Annotated in this window: 21 protein-coding genes; 5 read left to right on the top strand and 16 right to left on the bottom strand. The window is 62.9% G+C overall.

Annotation, left to right across the window (positions count from 1 at the left end; genetic code table 11):
• Positions 1 to 458: 458 nt before the first annotated feature.
• The 4 genes from galE to C0Z16_RS01065 all read right to left on the bottom strand — a co-directional run bounded on the left by galE (position 459) and on the right by C0Z16_RS01065 (position 4,803).
• Positions 459 to 1,481, bottom strand: a complete 1,023-nt coding sequence (gene galE, locus C0Z16_RS01080; RefSeq protein WP_102630388.1) for a UDP-glucose 4-epimerase GalE — start codon at positions 1,479 to 1,481, stop codon at positions 459 to 461.
• A 12-nt stretch (positions 1,482 to 1,493) separates the two neighbouring features.
• A complete protein-coding gene (locus C0Z16_RS01075) occupies positions 1,494 to 2,642 on the bottom strand; it encodes a glycosyltransferase family 4 protein (RefSeq protein WP_102630387.1) in 1,149 nt (382 codons plus the stop codon).
• Positions 2,643 to 2,710: 68 nt separating this feature from the next.
• The gene (locus C0Z16_RS01070) at positions 2,711 to 3,544 is read right to left on the bottom strand and encodes a glycosyltransferase (RefSeq protein ID WP_102630386.1); all 834 of its coding nucleotides are present in this window, start codon (positions 3,542 to 3,544) and stop codon (positions 2,711 to 2,713) included.
• A complete protein-coding gene (locus tag C0Z16_RS01065; protein WP_102630385.1) occupies positions 3,541 to 4,803 on the bottom strand; it encodes an oligosaccharide flippase family protein in 1,263 nt (420 codons plus the stop codon). Before C0Z16_RS01065 ends, C0Z16_RS01070 begins: the two co-directional genes overlap by 4 nt.
• 248 nt (positions 4,804 to 5,051) lie before the next feature.
• Between C0Z16_RS01065 and C0Z16_RS01060 the strand changes: the two genes are divergently transcribed.
• From C0Z16_RS01060 to C0Z16_RS39290, 5 genes are all read left to right on the top strand, one after another.
• The gene (locus C0Z16_RS01060; protein WP_102630384.1) at positions 5,052 to 6,446 is read left to right on the top strand and encodes a phosphomannomutase/phosphoglucomutase; all 1,395 of its coding nucleotides are present in this window, start codon (positions 5,052 to 5,054) and stop codon (positions 6,444 to 6,446) included.
• 294 nt (positions 6,447 to 6,740) lie between these two features.
• Positions 6,741 to 7,742, top strand: a complete 1,002-nt coding sequence (gene waaC, locus C0Z16_RS01055; RefSeq protein WP_102630383.1) for a lipopolysaccharide heptosyltransferase I — start codon at positions 6,741 to 6,743, stop codon at positions 7,740 to 7,742.
• 49 nt (positions 7,743 to 7,791) lie between these two features.
• Complete coding sequence (locus C0Z16_RS01050; protein WP_102630382.1) at positions 7,792 to 8,676, top strand: Kdo hydroxylase family protein; 885 nt, start codon at positions 7,792 to 7,794, stop codon at positions 8,674 to 8,676.
• Between the two features lie 67 nt (positions 8,677 to 8,743).
• Positions 8,744 to 10,051 (top strand): lipid IV(A) 3-deoxy-D-manno-octulosonic acid transferase, encoded by a 1,308-nt coding sequence (gene waaA / locus C0Z16_RS01045; protein ID WP_102630381.1) that lies wholly within the window; start codon positions 8,744 to 8,746, stop codon positions 10,049 to 10,051.
• Between the two features lie 58 nt (positions 10,052 to 10,109).
• Positions 10,110 to 10,241, top strand: coding sequence for a hypothetical protein (locus C0Z16_RS39290; protein ID WP_279635043.1), 132 nt, complete (start codon positions 10,110 to 10,112; stop codon positions 10,239 to 10,241).
• A 23-nt stretch (positions 10,242 to 10,264) separates the two neighbouring features.
• On the opposite strand, the gene ureG is transcribed toward C0Z16_RS39290, so the two are convergent.
• The 12 genes from ureG to urtB form a co-directional block, all read right to left on the bottom strand.
• Positions 10,265 to 10,918, bottom strand: coding sequence for an urease accessory protein UreG (gene ureG / locus C0Z16_RS01035; RefSeq protein ID WP_102630380.1), 654 nt, complete (start codon positions 10,916 to 10,918; stop codon positions 10,265 to 10,267).
• 11 nt (positions 10,919 to 10,929) lie between these two features.
• Positions 10,930 to 11,610: an urease accessory protein UreF gene (locus C0Z16_RS01030; RefSeq protein ID WP_102630379.1), complete on the bottom strand. Its 681-nt coding sequence runs from the start codon at positions 11,608 to 11,610 to the stop codon at positions 10,930 to 10,932.
• On the bottom strand, positions 11,597 to 12,280 hold the full coding sequence (gene ureE, locus C0Z16_RS01025) for an urease accessory protein UreE (protein ID WP_102630378.1): 684 nt from the start codon (positions 12,278 to 12,280) through the stop codon (positions 11,597 to 11,599). The genes C0Z16_RS01030 and ureE overlap by 14 nt, the downstream gene beginning before the upstream one ends.
• A gap of 2 nt (positions 12,281 to 12,282) precedes the next feature.
• Positions 12,283 to 13,989, bottom strand: coding sequence for an urease subunit alpha (gene ureC / locus C0Z16_RS01020; RefSeq protein WP_102630377.1), 1,707 nt, complete (start codon positions 13,987 to 13,989; stop codon positions 12,283 to 12,285).
• Positions 13,990 to 14,044: 55 nt separating this feature from the next.
• Positions 14,045 to 14,350, bottom strand: coding sequence for an urease subunit beta (locus C0Z16_RS01015; protein ID WP_102630376.1), 306 nt, complete (start codon positions 14,348 to 14,350; stop codon positions 14,045 to 14,047).
• A 36-nt stretch (positions 14,351 to 14,386) separates the two neighbouring features.
• Positions 14,387 to 14,689: an urease subunit gamma gene (gene ureA / locus C0Z16_RS01010; protein WP_006048588.1), complete on the bottom strand. Its 303-nt coding sequence runs from the start codon at positions 14,687 to 14,689 to the stop codon at positions 14,387 to 14,389.
• Between the two features lie 139 nt (positions 14,690 to 14,828).
• On the bottom strand, positions 14,829 to 15,632 hold the full coding sequence (locus tag C0Z16_RS01005; protein WP_102630375.1) for a transporter substrate-binding domain-containing protein: 804 nt from the start codon (positions 15,630 to 15,632) through the stop codon (positions 14,829 to 14,831).
• A gap of 267 nt (positions 15,633 to 15,899) precedes the next feature.
• Positions 15,900 to 16,805: an urease accessory protein UreD gene (locus C0Z16_RS01000; protein ID WP_102630374.1), complete on the bottom strand. Its 906-nt coding sequence runs from the start codon at positions 16,803 to 16,805 to the stop codon at positions 15,900 to 15,902.
• Positions 16,806 to 16,905: 100 nt separating this feature from the next.
• Complete coding sequence (gene urtE / locus C0Z16_RS00995) at positions 16,906 to 17,598, bottom strand: urea ABC transporter ATP-binding subunit UrtE (protein WP_102630373.1); 693 nt, start codon at positions 17,596 to 17,598, stop codon at positions 16,906 to 16,908.
• A gap of 30 nt (positions 17,599 to 17,628) precedes the next feature.
• The gene (gene urtD / locus C0Z16_RS00990) at positions 17,629 to 18,492 is read right to left on the bottom strand and encodes an urea ABC transporter ATP-binding protein UrtD (RefSeq protein WP_102630372.1); all 864 of its coding nucleotides are present in this window, start codon (positions 18,490 to 18,492) and stop codon (positions 17,629 to 17,631) included.
• Positions 18,489 to 19,682: an urea ABC transporter permease subunit UrtC gene (gene urtC, locus C0Z16_RS00985; protein WP_102630371.1), complete on the bottom strand. Its 1,194-nt coding sequence runs from the start codon at positions 19,680 to 19,682 to the stop codon at positions 18,489 to 18,491. Before urtC ends, urtD begins: the two co-directional genes overlap by 4 nt.
• 1 nt (position 19,683) lies before the next feature.
• Entirely contained in the window at positions 19,684 to 21,345 is a 1,662-nt protein-coding gene (gene urtB / locus C0Z16_RS00980; protein ID WP_102630621.1) for an urea ABC transporter permease subunit UrtB, read from the bottom strand.
• Between the last annotated feature and the right edge of the window lie 309 nt (positions 21,346 to 21,654).

Genomic DNA, 21,654 nt, shown 5'->3' with positions numbered 1-21,654 from the left:
TTGAGAGTTGGTCTGCCATCTGTGCGCTACAACACGTGCCAGCGACATGACAATTTTCTCGCCCGTCTTGCGCGCGGTTGAAGAACCTCTATGGCGTTTCATTCTTTCTTTGTTCAGTGCATTACCTAACAAATACCTGACACTATCGGCACCGATTACCGTCTCGCCGCGGACTTGAATCATCTGATCCAGACTTCGGCAGTGCGCCTCGTGCGCCGCCGAATCTCAGGGTGATGTCGGATGTCGACGCGGAGAACATGAACGACGTAATCGAGCATGCCGTCGCACGCGCGCCGTTCGAAAGTAGAGGTCACTGTCAGACATCCGGTTACCGGATCTGTCGGAAGAGGGCTTAAAGAAAGAAACCGGATGGAAGCAAGGAAGACGGGAGCCGGACTGCAGACACGCACACACGCCGCACTTCACGGCATGCGTGCGAAATAACTGTGATAGATGAATCAGTTAAAGCCGTTCGGATTCGCGGACTGCCACCGCCAATGATCCGCACACATTCTTTCGATGCCGAACTCCGCGCGCCAGCCGAGCAGTTCCAGCGCTGCCGCCGGAGCGGCAAAGCACGACGCCACGTCACCCGGACGGCGCGCCACGATCTCATAAGGCACAGGGCGCCCTGACGCCTTCTCGAACGCCTTCACGACGTCGATCACGCTATAGCCCTGGCCGGTTCCCAGATTCACGACGAAGCTCGCATCGCGCTTGACGAGCGCATCGAGCGCGGCAAGATGCCCGCGCGCCAGATCGACCACGTGGATGTAATCGCGTACGCCGGTGCCATCCGGTGTTTCATAATCGCCGCCGAACACGCGCAGCTTTTCGAGCTTGCCGACCGCGACTTGCGCGACATACGGCATCAGGTTGTTCGGAATACCCGCCGGATCTTCGCCGATCAGGCCGCTCTCATGCGCACCGACCGGATTGAAATAACGCAGCGTGGCAATGCGCCACGAGGGATCGGCCACTTCGAGATCGCGCAGCACCTGTTCCGCGATCAGCTTCGACTGGCCATACGGATTGGTGGCCGACAACGGAAACGATTCGTCGATCGGCGAGCTTTTCGGCACACCGTACACGGTGGCCGACGAGCTGAACACGAACTGCTTGACGTTGCGATCTCGCATCACGCCGAGCAGCGCGAGCAGGCTGCCTACGTTGTTGCTGTAGTACTCGATAGGCTTCGCGACCGATTCGCCCACCGCCTTCAGCGCCGCAAAGTGGATCGCGCCGGTAATCGGGTGCGCGTCGAAAATACGGTTGAGCGCCGCTGTGTCGCGCGCGTCGGCTTCGTAAAAGGTCACGGCGCGGCTGGTGATCTGCTCCACGCGCCGCAGCGACTCGCGGTTGCTGTTCACGAGATTGTCGATTACCACGACGTCGTAGCCACCGTTCAGCAGTTCGACGCAGGTGTGCGAGCCGATGAAGCCCGCGCCGCCCGTTACCAGAATCGTGCCCTTCGTGGTCATGCTGTTGCTCCGTTAAAGTAATACGCCCGTCATTTTTTGCACCAGGTCCTTATACGTTTCGACGACGACGCGTTCGTCGAACTCCTGCGCGACTTTCTGCCGGCCGCGTTCAGCCATGGCGCGGCGCTCGGCGCCGCTCATGTCGAGCATGTGCGCGAGCGCGGCCGCGAGGCTTTCCGCACTGCGCGCTTCGCAAAGCAATCCATTGACGCCATGCGCCACCACTTCGCGGCAGCCGGGCACGTCGGTCGCGACAATCGGCCGGCCCATCGCCGACGCTTCCATCAGCGTGCGCGGCACGCCTTCGCGATACGACGGCAAGACAACGCAATCCGCATCGGCGATAAAAGGCCGCACGTCATGCGCCTCGCCGGCATATTCGATGATGCCTTCCCGTTCCCATGCCGCCACTTCGTCGCGCGTGATCGCGCTCGGATTGTCGACGCCGACCGGACCGAGCAACTGGAAACGCGCCTGCGGATAACGTTCGCGCAGACGTCGCGCGGCTTCCACGTATTCGCCGACGCCCTTGTCCCACAGCAAACGGCCGATCAGCACGAACTTGAATTCCGCGCGCTCGGGCAGGGGCGTAAAGCCGAATTGATCGAGATCGACCCCTTCGCCGTGCAACAGCCGGGCGCGTTCAGGATGCACTAACAAATTCTGTTCGACAAACGCTCTCTGGTCGTCGCGATTCAAAAACCAGATTTCGCGCGGGAAACGGAACGCAAAACGATACAGCTTTTTCGCCACCTGCGCGGCGCGGCTCTGCTGGATGAACACATAGCCGAGGCCCGTTGTCACGGCGACCGACTGCACGCCCGCCAACTTCGCCGCAATCGAGCCGTAGATATTCGGCTTGATCGTGTAATGAAACACCACGTGCGGGCGGATCGTGCGGTATTGCCGGTACAGCGAAACCAGCGTGCGCAGGTCGTCGCGCGGATTGGTGCCTTTGGAGGCCACCGGTAATTCGATGCAGCGGCAGCCCATTGCCGCGAGCAGACTGAAAGTGCGGTCGCGCGGCGCGAGCACTGTCACGTCGACGCCGCGTCCCACCAGCATGCGAATCAGCCCTTGCCGGTACGTATAGATTGCCCAGGCGGTATTACACACGAGTGTAATGCGCAACGCGGGCGTCGACTTCAAAGCTGGCTTCATGCGGGAACGAACTCGGCGGTGAATGAAAGGGCGAACGGACGATAGCGATGGGCGCTGACACTGACGCATCAATGACTCGCGCGCGGCGCGAGCAGGCTGCGTTTGACCCGCTGCAACGCGCGGTAAGGCGTGATCAGATGCAGCAGGTTCTTGGCGAGGCCGAACCAGTCGTAGGGATTGGCGACGTTGAAGTAGCGCAGTTGCAGCCGCAGCGTAGACAGCACCTGGCGGCGCCGCTTCGTCGCGCTGATGCCGCCTTCGTTCAGCTCGTAATAGAGGCCCAGTTCCGGCAGATTCGCGCAGTCGTAGCGCTCCATCAGGCGTACGAACAGGTCGAGGTCTTCAGCGGAGGGATACCTCGCGCGGTAGTTGCCGACGGCGCGTACCGCGTCGATACGCAGCATCATCGAGGGATGCGCGAGGCATGAGCGGAAGAAGCGCAGTCGACGGATCGCCGCAGGTTCGGCGGGCGGCGTCAGCATGAAAAGCGGCGCGCCGGCGCGCGTGATCACCTGTGTCCACATGCCGAGCGCGGCCACTTGCGGGTGCGCTTCCATGAACGCGCGCTGCTTCGCAAGCCGTTGCGGCACGCTGCGATCGCCCGCGTCGATACGCGCCGCATAGCGAAAGCCGCGCTGCGCGAGCGCTTCGATACCGGTTTGCAATGCGCGCTCGATGCCGCCGTTCTTCGGCATGCGCAACACTTCGATCCGCATGTTGGCGAGCGTTGGCGCGACGATAGGCGGCGTGCTGCCGTCATCGACGATCAGCACATGCACCAGCGCACTCTCGTTGAACGACGCCAGCGTCAGATCGACGTCGGCCTGGCCGTTGTAGGCGGGCATCAGGACTGCAACGTCCTCGAGGCAGTGCGGCGGCGTGTCGACGACAGGAAGCGTCATGGGCGCAATTTGAAACGAATGTAATAAAGATTAACTGACGCCGCCGCGAGATAACCGCATGCAAGGCCAACGAGCGCACCATAAGCGCCGAGCCGCGGAATCGCCAGCAGATTGACGACGAATGCAACCGCGAGCGCGAGCAGCCATTTGAATAGCAACACGAACTTCGCCTGGTATTTCAGCACGACGAGATTGCCGATAGCCTCGATGCCCGCAGGCACGGAGAGCCACACGGCCCACCGGAAAATTTCGATAGCGCCTTCGAACCCCGGCCCGAACACGCTGCGGATGATAAAGCCCGCGAGCACATCGAGCACGATCGCGCCGGCGATCATCAATGCAGCGGTCATCGCGGTGAGGCGCCATATGTTCCGGCGCAAGTGCGTGGCCTGCTGCACACGGTAGACAAACGCGGGCGCGATGGTCTGCGCCAACATCAGCGCGAGCGTGATCCAGTTTTCGTTCAACTGTTGCGCGGCGGAATAGCGTCCGAGATCGGCAAAGGAAATAGCCCGCTCCAACATGAGCCGATCCAGTTTCAGGAACAGGTACATACAGATCAGGCCGAGCCAGAACACCGTACCCGCGCTCGCAAAGTGTTTGAAGAGCGAGCGGTCGAGATGCCAGCCCAGCTTGCCGCCATGCCGACGAATGTAATAGACGATCAGTACACTGCCGATAGCCGCCGACTCCACCGCCCACAGCCAGCCGAAGCGCGAGGGTTCAGCGGCCGCGCGCACGAGCAGATAGACGAGGCCCGCTTTGAGCACCGCCGTGCTCATGCTCGTCAGCAATTGCGGCTTGCTGTACGTCATGCTTTGCAGCCACGCGTTGATCACGCCGACGAACGGTTCGCGAAACAGCATCGTGACGGCGAGACCCGCGAGCATCGCGCCGACCAGTGGATCGAAGAAATTGAGCGCAATGCCGAGCCACGTGAGCAGCAACGCCGCCACCGACACCGAAAAGCGCAGCGTGAAGGCGCTGCCGAGCACGGTGCCGAGTTGCGCGGGCGATCGCTCGACGATGGTGGGCACCAGGATTTCCGCGCCGCATACCCAGGTGATGGGCGAGAGCACGAGCAGCAGCGTATTGGCGTATTGCCATTTACCGAACGTGTCGGGCCCGAAATAACGCGCGAGTATGCCGCTGATCACGATGGCCACGCCGATTTGGGTGAGCCGTTCGAGGCCGAGCCAGACAATATTCGTGAAGGCGCGTGTGACGTCCGGATTGGCGAAGCGTTTGAGCGTCAGCATCCGGTGAGCGCTCGCCAATTCCGTTGACGCGAGTCTGCCCACCCGGCCGGCCGTCGCGGCGGCAACTTTACAAATGGAGGGCGTCTAAGCATTAGAATGGCGTTACCAGGCTGGTCCGAAAAGCGCAATTATAAGTTGGAACCGGATCGCTTCCGGCAAGGGCGCAGCATCATGTCGGATCGCTATGATTTACCGATTCCGCATGACTGTGCCGGTCAAAATTTTCTATTGCACGCAAGTGAGCCAACATGATCTCCAAATCTATTTTCAAGGCATATGACATTCGCGGTGTGATCGGCAAGACGCTCGATGCTGATGCAGCGCGTTCGATTGGCCGTGCGTTCGGCAGCGAAGTGCGTGCACAAGGTGGCGACGCCGTGGTGGTCGCGCGTGACGGCCGCCTGTCGGGTCCCGAGCTGGTCCAGGCCTTGTCGGATGGCCTGCGTGCGGCCGGTGTCGACGTGGTCAATGTCGGCATGGTGCCCACGCCGGTCGGTTACTTCGCGGCGAGCGTGCCGTTGAAGCTCGACGGCGGCGAACGTCGCGTCGATTCGTGCATCGTCGTGACGGGTAGTCATAATCCGCCGGATTACAACGGCTTCAAGATGGTGCTGCGTGGCGCGGCTATTTATGGCGAGCAGATTCTCGCGCTGCATCAGCGCATCGTCGACGAAAACTTCTCCGAAGGCAGCGGCACCTACGCTGAGTACGATATTGCTGATGCGTATCTCGAACGCATTGCGAGCGACGTCAAGCTCACGCGCCCGATCAAGATCGTGGTGGATACCGGCAACGGCGTCGCCGGCGGGCTCGCGCCGAAGCTCTTCAAGAAGCTCGGTTGCGAACTGGTCGAACTGTTCACGGAGATCGACGGCAATTTCCCGAATCATCACCCGGACCCGGCTCACCCGGAAAATCTTCAGGACGTGATTCGCGCGCTGAAGGAAACGGACGCGGAAATCGGCTTCGCATTTGACGGCGACGGCGACCGTCTCGGTGTAGTCACTAAAGACGGACAGATTATTTATCCGGACCGCCAACTGATGCTGTTCGCCGAAGAAGTGCTCTCGCGCAACAAGGGCGCGCAGATCATTTATGACGTGAAGTGCACGCGCAACCTCGCGAAGTGGGTGAAGGACAAGGGCGGCGAGCCGCTCATGTGGAAGACCGGTCACTCGCTCGTGAAGGCGAAGCTGCGCGAAACCGGTGCGCCGCTCGCGGGCGAAATGAGCGGCCACGTGTTCTTCAAGGATCGCTGGTACGGTTTCGACGACGGCCTCTATACGGGAGCGCGCCTGCTCGAAATCCTCACGCGTGTGGAAGACCCGAGCAAGCTGCTGAACTCGCTGCCGAACTCCCACTCCACGCCCGAGCTGCAACTGAAGCTTGAAGAAGGCGAGAACTTCGAACTGATCGCGCGCTTGCAGCAGAACGCGAAGTTCACCGGCGCGGACGATGTCGTGAAGATCGACGGCCTGCGTGTCGAATATCCGGACGGCTTCGGCCTTGCGCGTTCGTCGAATACAACGCCGGTCGTGGTGATGCGTTTCGAAGCCGATAACGACGCGGCGCTCAAGCGCATCCAGGAAGACTTCCGCCGTGTGATTCTCGCGGAGAAGGCCGACGCGAAACTGCCGTTCTAGACGCTCGAACGGCGGCCATCGTTCCGAACGCGGCGCGGGTTTCACTTACCGCGCCGCGTTTTTTCATGCCAATTGGCTGTGTCGCGCTAGAATTGCCGTCCTCATGAGAAAACGCCGGGCCGTCCCAAGTTTTCTCACCCCCTCGGGGGGCTGGCGCGAAGCGACAGGTGGGGGCGCTGTTATTAAAACGCCGGGCCGTCCCAAGTTTTCTCACCCCCTCGGGGGGCTGGCGCGAAGCGGCAGGTGGGGGCTCTTCCAACGCATCTTCGGGCCGGATAACCGGTTTTCCCACTCTTGAGCGTGCAAAAGATATTGATCGTGAGGGTGTCGTCACTGGGCGACGTCGTTCACAACATGCCGGTGATCGCCGACATCCGGCGCCGCCATCCCGAGGCTCAGATCGACTGGCTCGTCGAGGAAAGCTTCGTGGGGCTCGTCGAACTGGTCGGCGGCGTGCGGCGCGCGATTCCCGTGTCGCTGCGGCGCTGGCGCAAGCGCATTCTGTCGGCCGACAACTGGCGCGAGATCGGCGCGTTCCGCCGTGCGCTCGCCGCCGGGAACTACGATCTGGTGATCGACTGCCAGGGGCTGATCAAGACCGCATGGGTCGCGAGCATGGCGCGCGGGCCGCTTGTCGGCCTCGCGAATCGTACCGATGGCGCCGGCTTCGAATGGCCCGTGCGTTTCTTCTACGACAAGCGCGTGCCGATCGAGCCGCGCACGCATGTGGTCGAACGCACGCGGCAACTGGTGGCCGCTGCGCTGAACGACCCGCAGCCGCAAGCCACCGACGAAATCGACTTCGGCATCGATACCGGGCGCGCGGCGTTGGCGTTGTCGGCGGCCAATCTGAATCTTCCGGTGCCTTACGTCGTGTTCGTGCACGCGACCTCGCGCGCCGACAAGCAATGGCCCGACACCGCGTGGATCGAGCTCGGGCAGTCGCTCGTACGGCGCGGCGCATCGATCGTATTGCCTTGGGGCAGCGAGGCCGAGCGCGCGACGAGCGAGCGTCTTGCGAAGGAATTCGGCGCGGCCGCCATCGTGCCGCCCAAGCTGTCCTTGCCCGCGGTGGTCGGTCTGATCGAAGGCGCAGCCGCGACGGTCGGCGTTGACACAGGTCTAGTTCACATCGCGGCGGCGCTGAAGCGGCCGACGGTCGAGTTGTACAATTTCGCCACAGCATGGCGCACCGGCGGCTACTGGTCGCCGAACGTCGTCAATCTCGGCACGGCCGGGCAACCGCCCACGCTGCAACAGGTGAAGTCCGCGCTTGCCGGCTTCGGCCTGCTGTAATTCGTCCGGCGCGCTTCGCCTTACGCTTCATCCGTTTTCAAGGGCGATCATGAACGAAACCCAGATCATCGAAGTAGCGAACGCCGACTGGCACGGGCGCAATCTGTCCGTGCCGCGCGAGACGCTGCTCGCCGGCGTCGAACGCGGCAAAGTGCTGTATTTCCCGAACCTGCGCTTCGCTATCGAAGGCGGCGAGCAGGCGCTGCTCGACCCCGCGCTGGCCGATCCGAACCGCAAGAACATCAGCCTGGAGCCCAATGGCGGCGCATTGCATGGCGTGGTTGGCGACGCCGTCACGCAGTCCGCGGTGCGCGCGTTGATCGCGCGTTATCAGATCAATGCGCGCACGCTGGTCGATGAACTCTTCCCCGAATACAACGGCAAGCTGCGCGTCGCGCCCACGAGTCTGCGGCTGCATCAGGTGGAAACGCGTCAAACATCGTGGCGCAAAGACGATAGCCGCTTGCACATCGACGCCTTTCCGTCGCGGCCGAATTACGGCGAGCGCATTCTGCGTGTCTTCACCAACGTCAATCCGAATGGCGTGCCGCGCGTATGGCGTGTCGGCGAACCGTTCGAGGACATGGCCAAACGCTTCCTGCCGCGCATCAAGCCGCAAATGCCGGGCGCCGCGTGGCTGCTGAATCTGCTGCACGTGACGAAATCGCTGCGCAGCGAGTACGACCATCTGATGCTGAATCTGCACGACGGCATGAAGGCCGACCTCGAGTATCAGAAGACGAGCCCGCAGGAGACCGTGCCGTTTCCGCCGGGCAGCGTGTGGGTGTGTTTCTCCGATCAGACCTCGCACGCGGTGATGTCCGGCCAGTTTATGCTCGAACAGACTTTCTTTCTGCCGGTCAAGGCGATGGTGCAGCCCGAGTGTGCGCCGCTCGGCATACTTGAACGCCTGAAGGGCAGGGCGCTGGTTTGAGCGCCGCGGCTTGTTTGGATTCGCGAGGCTGGTTCTCTCGTCGCGCGCTTGACAATGCGGAGCGCCGATGCTGAGGGCAATCTACAACGCGCTCTGGTGGATCGTCGCGCCACTCGCCGTTCTGCGTCTTTTGATCCGTTCTCGCAAGGAGCGCGGCTATCGTCAATATATCGGCGAGCGTTTCGGTTATTCGCGCGGACGTCTGCCGGAAGACAATGCGCCGTTGATCTGGGTGCATGCGGTGTCGGTTGGCGAGACGCGCGCCGCGCAACCGCTGATCGACGCGCTGATCAAGGCGCGTCCCGACGCGCGCATTCTGCTGACTCACATGACGCCGAGCGGCCGCGCAACCGGCGAGGAGATTTTCGGCGACCGTGTCTTGCGCAGTTATCTGCCGTACGACATGCCTCACGCGGTGCGGCGTTTTCTGCGCGCGTGGCGGCCGTCGCTGGGTCTGGTGATGGAAACCGAAGTGTGGCCGACGTTGATCGACGAATGCCGTCGTGCGGATGTTCAACTGGTGCTGACCAATGCGCGGATGTCGGCGCGCTCGTATAAGCGCGCGGCGAAATTCGGCGGCGCGACCAAAGACGTGTTCGGCGGCTTCGCGCGCGTGCTGGCGCAGAGTCCATCTGACGCAGAACGACTGACCGCGCTTGGCGCGCGCAATGTCGCGGTGCTCGGCAACCTGAAGTTCGATATGAGCACGCCGCCCGAACTGGCGGCACGCGGTCATGCGTGGCGCGCGGCAATCGGCGCGCGGCCAGTGTGGGTCGCGGCGAGCACGCGCGAAGGCGAAGAGGAACTTGTGCTGCAAGCGTTCGCTGCGCTCGGCATCGAGGGCGCGCTGCTGATCCTCGTGCCGCGTCATCCGCAACGTTTTAACGAAGTGGCGGCGCTCGTGGAGAAAGCGGGGCTGCGGCTCGCGCGGCGTTCTACATGGGCGCCCGATGCAAAGGTGGCGTCGGCGGCCGCGAGCGGCGGCGTGCCGGCTTTGCCCGCGGACGTGAACGTGCTGCTCGGCGATTCGATGGGCGAACTGGGCGCTTACTATGCCGCGTCGGACGTGGCGTTTATCGGCGGCAGTCTGTTGCCGCTCGGTGGCCAGAATCTGATCGAAGCGTGTGCGGTGGGCGTCCCTGTGTTGATTGGGCCACACGTGTTCAACTTCACGCAGGCCACGGCCGATGCGGTTGCCGCGGGTGCCGCCGTGCAGGTCCAGGACCCGGCCGATCTGGCGCGTGCGCTACACGAACTCTTCAACGACAAGGCGCGTCGGCTCGCAATGGGCGGCGCGGCGTCGGCATTCGCCGCACGCCATCGCGGCGCGACCGCGCGCACGGTCGATGTGTTGATGGCGGTATTGCCGGAGTGAGGGACTGCGGCGTGCGCGCTTCTTCGCGAGTAAATCGTATATCCTTCTGCATCGCATCGTGGCGCGCAATGAAGCGCTCGAGTGGGGCATGTTCCGTGGTGAAGGCGAAGAAACGCGCTATACACCGGATGTCGGTCCCGACGCCACCGACATGATGGCGTTTCTCGTGGAGTGCCATCCGGGCGAGTGAGTTGTCGAAGGGCGCCTCAGCCCTCAAACCTTCAACAACCCCTTGCGCTCGATAAACCGCACCACCTCATCCAACCCGTCGAGCGCCTTCAGATTGCACATCACAAAGGGCCGCTCGCCGCGCATCTTTTTCGCGTCCGACGCCATCACGTCGAGGTTCGCGCCGACCATCGGCGCGAGGTCCGTCTTGTTGATCACGAGCAGGTCCGACTTCGTGATGCCCGGGCCGCCCTTGCGCGGAATCTTTTCGCCACCGGCCACGTCGATTACGTAAATGGTCAGGTCCGATAGTTCCGGACTGAAGGTCGCCGCCAGGTTATCGCCGCCCGATTCGATAAAGACGATGTCCGCATCCGGAAAGCGCGTGAGCATGCGGTCGACCGCTTCGAGGTTGATCGACGCGTCCTCGCGAATCGCGGTGTGCGGACAGCCACCCGTCTCGACGCCCATGATCCGCTCGGCCGGCAATGCGCCCGCCACCGTCAGCAGACGCTGGTCTTCTTTCGTGTAGATGTCGTTGGTGATGGCGACGAGGTCGTACTGTTCGCGCATCGCCTTGCAGAGCATTTCGAGCAGCGTGGTCTTGCCCGAGCCAACCGGGCCGCCGACGCCCACACGCAGTGGCGGCAGTTTTTTCGTGCGGACGGACGAGTGAGCAGGGTGATGAGGTGCGTTCATGATGGATCGTGTTATGAGCGAAAGAGCCGCGAATACTGCGACTCGTGACGCGCCGACAGAATGCCGAGTTGCGGCGCGAAGGTGTTGATGTTTTCGGGCGACGTGGCCAAGGCGCGCGTTACTGCCGCATCGATCGGCTCGCGTAACGCGACGATGATGCGTTGCCCCGCAACCTGCCCCAGTGGAACGGCTTTCAATGCGGCGGCGGCCTGGTTCTCCACCCAACTGAATGCATAGGCGGCGAGAGCGGCGTCGATAGCTGCGTCGTGTGCATAAGCGGCAAAGGCGAAAGCCGTGGGTTGCGCGAGCGGCGTCATCGACGCAAGCGTTGCGCGCCGCGCCGCGTCGCCCCATTCGAGCGACTCGCACAATTGCCGCAGCGACCAGCCCATCTGTTCGGTTTCGCGCCGCAATTCGGCCGACTCGCGGCTCGCGAGGAATTCGCTGTTGGCTTGGGCGAGAGAGGCGGCGTCGTGCGTGCGCCAGCGCTCCATCTGATGCGCGAGGAACGGCAGTTCGCCATGCGCGAGCACATCGGTGAGACCGTTTGCGATCCAGTCACGCGCCGAATCGGCGTCGGTGATCAGCCGCGCTTCGATCGCCGCTTCAAGACCCTGTGAGTAGCTGAACGCGCCAATCGGCAGCGCCGGCGACGCAAGGTGCAGCAGCGCCGTGAGTTCAGCGATGCGCATGGTGGTGGAGATTCGCGTGGCCGCAAGATTCGTCGTGGACGTGGTCGCTGTGGTCGTGGTTGTGATCGTGGCCATTTTCGTGGCCGTGATCGTGCGAGTGACCTTGTGAGCCGTGGCCATGCCCGTGCTCATGATCGTGCGAATGCCCATGCCCATGATGCTCGCCGAACACCTGCTGCGCCAGCGCATAGTCTTCGGCGAAAGTCTCGTCGTGCCCATGCTTATGACCGCCGCCATAGGCGCCCGGCTCTGGCTGAAACGGCATCGAAACCTGATCGACCGTCGCGCCGATGCGCTTCAGCATATCGGCAAGCACCGGATCGTATTCGAGTTTCAGATAATCGGCGCCGACTTCCACCGGCGTATGGCGATTGCCCAGGTGATAAGCCGCGCGCGTCAGCGTCAACGTATCTTTCGCGCGCACCACGAGCACCATTTCCGGCGCGGCGATCACGCGCACGAGGCCGCCGTCGTCGGCGACCAGAACATCGCCGTCGCGCAGCACCGTGCCGCGCGGCAGCAGCATGGCCACTTCTTCGCCGTTATCGAGCGTGGCCGCAAGGCGGCTCTTGCGACGCTCGTCGAAAGCGAGGGTCAGCGTCGGCGCGCGCTTCACGAGTACGGGTGCGAGCTTCAGATGCGGCGCCAGCAGTTTGTCGAGAGTACGCATGGTTAGAACAGAAAGTAGCGTTGCGCCATCGGCAGCACGGTTGCCGGTTCGCAGGTCAGCAATTGACCATCGGCAATCACCTGATAGGTTTCTGGATCGACGCTGATGGACGGGCGCCACGCGTTGTGAATCATGTCCGCCTTCGTGATGTTGCGGCAGTTCTTCACGGCCACGATACGCTTGTTCAGGCCATAGCGCTCGGCGACGCCTGCATCGGCGGCGAGTTGCGAAACGAAGGTTAGCGACGTGCGTCCGAGCGCACCGCCGCGTGTGGCGAACATCTCGCGATAATGCACCGGCTGCGGCGTCGGAATCGACGCGTTGGGGTCGCCCATCTGCGCCATCGCGATCATCCCGCCCTTCAGGATCAACGACGGTTTGATGCCGAAGAACGCCGGCTCCCAGAACACGAGATCCGCCCACTTGCCCGGCTCGATCGAACCGACTTCATGCGCAATGCCATGCGTGATCGCCGGGTTGATCGTGTACTTGGCAACATAGCGTTTCGCGCGGAAGTTGTCGTGCCGTGCGCTGTCCTCGGGCAGCGCGCCGCGTTGCACCTTCATCTTGTGCGCGGTCTGCCACGTGCGAATGATCACTTCGCCCACGCGCCCCATTGCCTGCGAATCCGACGACAACATCGAGAGCGCGCCAAGATCGTGCAGGATGTCTTCGGCGGCGATGGTCTCGCGGCGAATCCGCGATTCGGCGAACGCAATGTCTTCCGCAATCGACGGGTCCAGGTGGTGGCACACCATCAGCATGTCGAGATGCTCTTCGAGCGTGTTGACGGTGTAGGGTCGCGTGGGATTCGTCGACGAGGGCAGCACGTTCGCTTCGCCACACACCTTGATGATGTCCGGCGCGTGGCCGCCGCCTGCGCCTTCCGTGTGATACGTGTGGATCGTGCGGCCCTTGAACGCGGCTACGGTCGCTTCCACAAAACCGGCTTCGTTCAGCGTGTCCGTGTGAATGGCGACCTGCGTGTCGGTATCGTCGGCGACGGAGAGGCAGTTGTCGATCGCGGCCGGCGTCGTGCCCCAGTCCTCGTGCAGCTTCAAACCGATTGCACCCGCGGCGATCTGCTCGAGCGCGGGCTGCGGCTGGCTCACGTTGCCTTTGCCGAGAAAGCCGAGATTCATCGGATAGCCATCGGCCGCTTGCAGCATGCGTTCGAGATGCCACGGACCCGGCGTGCAGGTGGTCGCGTTCGTGCCCGTGGCCGGACCCGTACCGCCGCCGAGCATCGTCGTCACGCCGCTGGCGAGCGCCTCTTCGATCTGCTGCGGGCTGATGAAGTGAATGTGCGTGTCGATGCCGCCCGCCGTGACGATCAGCCCTTCGCCCGCAATGACTTCCGTGGATGCGCCGATTGCGATCGTCACGTTCGGCTGAATGTCGGGATTGCCTGCCTTACCGATTGCAGCAATACGGCCGTTCTTGATGCCGATATCGGCCTTCACGATGCCCCAGTGATCCAGAATCACCGCGTTGGTCACAACGGTATCGACGACGTCGGCGTGCACACGCTGCGATTGGCCCATGCCGTCGCGAATCACTTTGCCGCCGCCGAATTTCACTTCTTCGCCGTAGGTAGTGAAGTCGCGTTCGACTTCGATCAGCAACTCGGTGTCGGCGAGCCGCACGCGGTCGCCGGTGGTGGGGCCGAACATTTCCGCGTATGCGCGGCGGCCAATGCGTAAGGTCATGATGTGAGTCCGGAAATGAGCAGGGCGGTTCAAGCGGATGAGCGCGCGCGGCGCGTCACAGCTTGCCCATCACCTTGCCGTTGAAGCCGTAGACGATACGGTCGCCGGCCAGTTCGACAAGCTCGACGGTGCGCTCCTGGCCAGGCTCGAAACGCACGGCGGTGCCCGCCGCGATGTTCAGCCGGAAGCCGCGCGCGGCTCCGCGGTCGAAGGCGAGCGCGTCGTTCACTTCGTAGAAGTGGTAATGCGAGCCGATCTGCACCGGGCGGTCGCCGGTATTCGACACGACCACCGTGACGGTGGCGCGGCCCGCGTTGAGTTCGTGTTCGCCGTCGTCGGTGATGAGTTCGCCGGGAATCATGGGCGTGCCTTAATAGGTTTAGCGAGGTTCAGCGAATCAAGGGATCGGATGATGAACGGTGACGAGCTTGGTGCCGTCGGGAAAGGTGGCTTCGACCTGGATGTCGGGAATCATCTCGGGCACGCCTTCCATCACGTCGTCGCGAGTGAGCAGCGTCGTGCCGTAGTGCATGACCTCGGCGACGGTCTTGCCGTCGCGTGCCGCTTCCATCAGCGCGGCGGTGATGAAGGCGACCGCTTCCGGATAATTCAGTTTGAGGCCGCGCGCGCGGCGCCGTTCGGCGAGCAGCGCGGCGGTGAAGATCAGCAGCTTGTCCTTCTCGCGAGGTGTCAGCTTCATCGAATGAGTGCGTTGGGTTGCACCTGATCCGGGCGGATCAGGCTGCGACAATGATAGGCGTTGCGGTTCGCGGACGCGAGCCATGCGATGCCGGATGGGACAGCGACAACGACGCTATCAGGTCCGGCTAACGACGCGCTTACAGATCGGCGGGCAACGCTGCGCCGAACCACTTCTTCGACATCGTGTTGAGCGTGCCGTCCTGCTTTGCCTGGGCAATGGCGGCGTTCACCTTCTGCTGGAGGCGCGGTTCGTTCTTGTTCATGCCGACGAAACAGGGCGAATTCTTGATGACGAACTTCGGCTCCGGACGCCGCGGCGGATTCTTCGCGAGGATCGCGGCCGCGACGATGTTGCCCGCGGCGATCAATTGAACCTGGCCCGACAGGAACGCGGCGATGGTGGCGTTGTTGTCCTCAAAGCGTTTGATCGTGGCGTTCGGCGCCATTTGCGTGAGACCGAGTTCCTCGAGCGCGCCGCGCGTTGCGCCGACCGTCTTGCCGGTCAGATCGGCGGGGCCACCGACCTTGATGTCGGCGGGACCGAACACGCCTTGGTAGTAGGGCGCGTAGGGTGTCGAGAAGTCGATCACTTTCTCGCGATCCGGCGTCTTGCCGAGCGACGAGATCACGAGGTCGACCTTGTTCGTTTGCAGATAGGGGATGCGGTTCGCGCTGTTGACCGGCACCAGTTCCAGCTTCACGTTCATTGACTTAGCCAGCAGCGCGGCGGTGTCGATGTCATAGCCTTGCGGCTTCATGTCGGCGCCGACCGAGCCGAACGGCGGATAGTCTTCCGGTACGGCGACTTTGAGTACGCCTGCCTTGGCGATGTTGTCGAGCGTGTCGGCGTGCGCCACCGGCGCGTTAAGGGCGAGGATGGGGGAGAGCAGCAGTGCGGCGAGCAAGGTGCGGCGTGCGGAACGAAGCGTTGGTCGGTTCATTTGTAGTAGCTGTGGTGGTGGCGGGCAGGCGGCTGACGTCGAAGGCGCGGCAGCATCGGGCGCTAGCGACGCAAGGTATGTGCCATCGTGGTGCGGCGGGGGCTGGCGGGGAGGTTTGCGGCGTTGCGCACCAGAAGAGGGCTGGCGATTGCCCGGACTTGGTGCGGGTTTGTCTTACGCGGTGAAAGCGGATGGGATGTTCGTGGGAGAGCACGCGTTGATGCCGCGTTAGACGAACGTTTGGTGGTTTTCGGGCCAGCAACAAACCTACGTCGCCCAAATCCTCAAAGGCACCGCTTCAACCCCATGCACAACAGGCCGCAACTGCAACCAGCATTGCGTCAAAGCGCGCTGTAACGTCTCCATCGATCGCGAAACACCCCGCACGAGTAACACGCCACTCGTCACGCAAGAAGCCGCCGCGCGCACGGAGTCATCGAATGGAAGTTGTGCGCTCAGCGCTTCAGCGAGCGCGTCATCGCAACCTGCGCCAACGGCCCAAAGCGTTCCATAGGCGGGAAACCCGCCGAGCCCTTGCGCCGCATCGCGCAGCGGATCATCGGCGACGAGACTCGCACGTTCGAGCCACAAGAGCTCGCCGTTCGCACGCACGATCCGCGACACCGCGCGCAAGCTCGCGTCGGACCACCGCTCGCCCGCCGCCTGTCGCCCAAGCTGCGTCGCATCCCAACCCATCGCTGTCGCGCCCTCATCGAGCGTCAGCGAAAAATCGAGCATCGCATTGGCGTGATCGAAAACGATATTGTTCTGCGGCAGCCAGTCGAGCTTCGCATTCTGACCGACGTGCACGGCGATGTTCTGCCGCGCGGCGCGTCCATTGGATTTGTACCACTTGGTCGCGCCGGGCGTCGTGATTACCGCATGCGCATCGGCGCCGACATTCACATCGATATCCAGTTGATCGCCGCCCGCAATCCCGCCCGGCGGATGCACGATCACCGCGTGACAGATGGCCTGACCTTCGGGATATAGCGGCCGCTGCACACGCAACGGCCCATCATGCAGCCGATGCTGAAGGGCAGTGCGCTCACCCTGCCTGACGAACCCCAGTTCGAGACACGCGCGCCATTGCGCATGCGCACCGGTCTGCGCCTGGGGTTGCGCTTCGGGTTGCATGGCAGCGAGCGTGACGTGATTTTCGTGAAGCGACATGCGAATGAACGTGCGATCGACGTGTTAGGACAGAGCATGCGGCACAAGACGACGCGCCACAGAACGCGCCGAGCATAGCACGCCCATCAGCGCCCCCGAGTCACACGGCGATCAGCGCACGCACGCCATCGGTATCCATATTGACACCTTCACCGCCCGTGACGATCTCACCACGGCTCATCACCCAATACCGGTCGGCAATGTCCTTCGCGAAGTCGTAATACTGCTCGACGAGCAACACGGTCATTCCCATTTCCTCGACGAGTTGACGCAGCGTGCGCCCAATGTCCTGAATGATCGACGGCTGAATGCCTTCGGTCGGCTCATCGAGAATCAGCAGTTGCGGATCGCTCATCAGCGCGCGCCCAATCGCGAGCTGCTGTTGCTGACCGCCCGACAGATCGCCGCCGCGACGGCTACGCATATCCTTAAGCACCGGAAACAGTTCGTAAATGCGATCGGGAATTTTCTTCGGCGCTTTCTTGCTAGCCGCGCCCACCAGCAGATTTTCTTCGACCGTAAGCCGCGGAAAAATATCACGTCCCTGCGGCACATACGCGAGCCCTTTTTCGACGCGCGAATAAGTCGGCAGCTTCGTAATCGCCGCGCCGCGCCATGCAATTGACCCGCTCTTCGTCTGCACGACGCCCATCAGGCAGCGCAAGAGCGTTGTCTTGCCCACGCCGTTGCGGCCGAGCAGCACGGTGAGCTTGCCGTCGGGCACGGTGAGCTTCACATCGCGAAGAATGTGGCTGCCGCCGTAGTACTGGTTCAGGTTTTCTACTTCAAGCATGTCGTTCGACCCTTTGATTCACCGGCCCACTCATCGACCAAGATAAGACTCGATCACGGTCTCGTCGCGTTTGACTTCGTCGAGCGAGCCGTGCGCGAGCACGCGCCCTTCCGCCATCACCGTGACCTTACCGGTCTCGCCAGATAAAGCCTTCACGAACTCCATATCGTGTTCCACGACCATCATCGAGCACGTGCCGCGCAGGTGATTGAGCAGTTCGGCCAACTGCATCGTCTCGTCGTCGGTCATGCCGGCCGCGGGTTCGTCGAGCAGCAGCAGCGCCGGTTGCTGCATCAGCAACATGCCGATTTCCAGCCGCTGTTTCTGCCCATGCGACAGTTCGCCGGCAAGACGCCGTGCCTCGCTTTCAAGCCCGATCAAAACCAGCGTTTCCTCGATGCGCGCTTGCGCTTCGCGATCGAGCCGCGCGCGCAACGACGCGAGCCATCCCTTATCGGTCTTCATTGCAAGTTCGAGGTTTTCCCACACGGGATGCTGCTCGAAAACCGTCGGCTTCTGAAACTTGCGCCCAATGCCGGCACGGGCGATGGACGGCTCGTTCATCCGCGTGAGATCGATGGACTGGCCGAGAAACACCTTGCCTGAATCAGGCCCGGTCTTGCCTGTGATCACATCCATCATGGTCGTTTTGCCCGCGCCGTTCGGGCCGATAATGCAACGCAATTCACCGGCGTCGATAGAAAGCGTCAGCGCATTCAACGCGCGAAAGCCGTCGAAGCTCACAGTCACGTCTTCGAGATACAGGATCGTGCCGTGCGAAACGTCGATCTCGCCGGGCACAACGAGGTGCCCCATGCTCGCGACACCGCTCAACGCATGTTCGGAAGGTTGTTCGGGCAAGGCCAGATCGGGAACCATCGGGTTTTCGTTCATGAGCGGTTCCTCTTGCGCGTCACGAGTTCCACGAGTCCCATGATGCCGTTCGGCAGAAACAGCGGGACCAGCACGAAAATCAGACCGAGGAAGAACAGCCAGTATTCAGGGAAGTTCGCCGTGAAGAAGCTCTTCGCGCCGTTCACTGCAAACGCGCCGACAATCGGCCCGACCAAGGTGCCGCGTCCACCCACGGCGACCCAGATCGCCATTTCAATCGAATTGCCAGGCGACATCTCGCCGGGATTGATGATGCCGACCTGCGGCACATACAACGCGCCGGCAATGCCGCACAGCACCGCAGACACGGTCCACACGAACAGCTTGTACGCGAGCGGGCTGTAGCCGAGGAACATCAGGCGCGTTTCGCCGTCGCGCACGGCGGTGACAACGCGGCCGAGCTTCGACGTGACGATCGCGCGCGCGCCGATGAACGCGAGGACCAGCACAGCGAACGTGATCAGCAGCAGGCCAGTGCGTGTGCCGGGATGCGTAATCGGAAAGCCTCCAATGCGCTTGAAGTCGGTGAAACCGTTATTGCCGCCGAAGCCCGTTTCATTACGATAGAAAAGCAGCATGGCGGCGAACGTCATCGCCTGCGTGATGATCGACAGATAGACACCTTTCACGCGCGAGCGGAACGTGAAGAAGCCGAACACCCACGCCACCATCGCCGGCACCAGCACGACGAGCAGCAGCGCATAGGCGAGATGCTGCGTGCCTTCCCAGTACCACGGCAGTTGATGCCAGTCGAGAAACACCATGAAGTCGGGCAGGTCGCTGCCGTACTTGCCTTCGTGGCCGATCGAGCGCATCAGGTACATGCCGATCGCGTAGCCGCCGAGCGCGAAGAACAGCGCGTGGCCGAGGCTCAGAATGCCGCAGTAGCCCCACACCAGATCGAGCGCGAGCGCAGCGATCGCGTAGCACATGAACTTGCCGGTGATCGTCGTCGCGTAAGCGGACAGATGCAGCGGGCTCGTTTCCGGCACCACGAGCGTAGCGAACGGCACGCCCAGTCCGAACACGACGATCAACGCGATCAGCGCGAGCCACGCGCGCCGCGACAGCAGCGCCGGACGCGGCGGCAAGCCCAGGGCGAAACCGGACTGCGCAACGCGGCTGGCGGTGTTGCCGCCCGTTGCACCGACATGAGCCGATGCGGTTGAAGACGAGGTCGCAGATGTCATCTCATGCCTCCGCGCTACGGCCCTTGAGGGCGAACATGCCCTGCGGACGCTTCTGGATGAACAGTACGATCAGTACGAGTACCGCGATCTTTGCGAGCACCGCGCCCCAGAACGGCTCGATGGTCTTGCTGACGAGCCCGAGCCCGAAGCCGCCGATCACTGTGCCCGCCAGTTGCCCGACGCCGCCCAGCACAACCGCCATGAATGAATCGATGATGTAGCTCTGCCCGAGGTCCGGTCCGACATTGCCGATCTGCGAGAGCGCACAGCCGCCCAGCCCCGCGATGCCCGCGCCGAACGCGAACGCATACGAGTCGACGCGCGCGGTCTTCACGCCGACGCATGCAGCCATGCGTCGGTTTTGCGTGACGGCGCGCACGAAGAGTCCGAGGCGCGTCTTCGTCAACACGGCCCACGCAATCCCGACGACGATCAGCGAGAACGCCAGAATCGCCAGCCGGTTGTACGGCAGAATCAGATTGGGCAGCACAGTCACGCCGCCGCTCATCCATGCCGGGTTGACCACCTGCACGTTCTGCGCGCCGAACAGCATGCGCGTCGCCTGAATCAGGATCAGGCTGATGCCGAAGGTGGTCAGCAGCGTTTCGAGCGGACGGCCATACAGATGCTTCAACACAAGCCGCTCGATCACGATGCCGACGAGCGCCGCCGCCACGAACGAAGCGGGCACCGCGAGGAGCGGATACCAGTCGAACGCGCCGGGCGCGAAGCGCTGAAAGAGGTTCTGCACGACATACGTGGCGTACGCGCCGATCATCAGAAATTCACCGTGCGCCATGTTGATGACGCCGATCAGCCCGTATGTGATCGCAAGACCCAGCGCGGCGAGCAGCAGCACGCTACCGAGCGACAAGCCCGCGAACAGCGTGCCGGCGATCTGGCTGCGGCGCTGGATCGCATCGAGTTCGTCGATACCGCTTTGCGCGGCGGCCCGCACGCGAGCGTCGGTTTCGGCGAACGTGCCGTCCGCTTTCTTCGCGACGAGCGGACGCAGCAGTTCGTTCATGTCGAGATCGTGCCGTGCGGCGACCAGCTGCACGGCTTCCAGGCGCCTGGCCGCGTCGGTGTCGTGCAGCGCGGTCATCGCCCACAGTGTGTCGAGACGCTTCTTCAGCGCGGGATCGGTTTCCTTCGCGCGGGCCGCGTCGACGAGCGGCTTGATCGATGGATCGGGATTTTTCAGGAGCGCGTTGATCGCGTCTTCGCGTGTCGCCTTATCGGGCGAGTCGAGTTGCAGACCTGAAAGCGCGCCCGCCACTTTCGAGCGCAGCAGATTGTTCAGCGTCACGGGCTGGGCGTCGCTGGCGGCCACGGTCTTGCCGTTGACCGCGTCGCGCGTGGTGTCGCCGTCCTGTAGCAAGACGGCGCCCGCATCGGTGGCGAGCACGCTGTCTTCGGACAACGCTTTCAACACCGCGAGCGATTCCTTGTCGTGATTGGCGATGAGTTTGTCGATGGCCGCGGATTTCGCGTCGAAGTCGTCGGCGGCGAGCGGGGCGACATCGGCGGCGCTTAACGCGAACGCGCTATGCGGCGCCGAGGCCACGAGCCCGACCAGCGCATAAGCGGCAAAGGCGAAAGCGGCGCTGTTGGCGCCGCGTTGCGCGAACCGCCGTGCAAAAGTGAGGAATGAAAACGCCATGATGGCCTTTGAAGAATTACCGGCGGAGTGGGCTGCAACGCTCGCGTCGCGCCGATTGGATGCCTGCCGATGTTGCGCCGCGCCCTTCGCGGCTTCGTTAGAGCACCGAATCGCATGGGGCATGCGTCGAGTGGAACCCGCCGCAAGCATCGCGGCTGGCATTGCGCGCTCGCCAGTGGCGCGGTCCAATCGCTTGCCGTGCATCGCAGTATCGCGGCGAACTTCCGCTGGGAACTTCCGCGGCGAACTTCCGCTGCGAACTTGCGATGCAAGGCGGCGCACGCTGACGCTCGTCGCGAGTCCACGTCA

The organism is Paraburkholderia rhynchosiae, assembly GCF_002879865.1.
GTDB classification, from domain to species: Bacteria; Pseudomonadota; Gammaproteobacteria; order Burkholderiales; family Burkholderiaceae; genus Paraburkholderia; species Paraburkholderia rhynchosiae.
The sequence above is the reverse complement of the archived record's forward strand: the minus strand, read 5'-3'. Positions and strand labels throughout refer to the sequence as shown.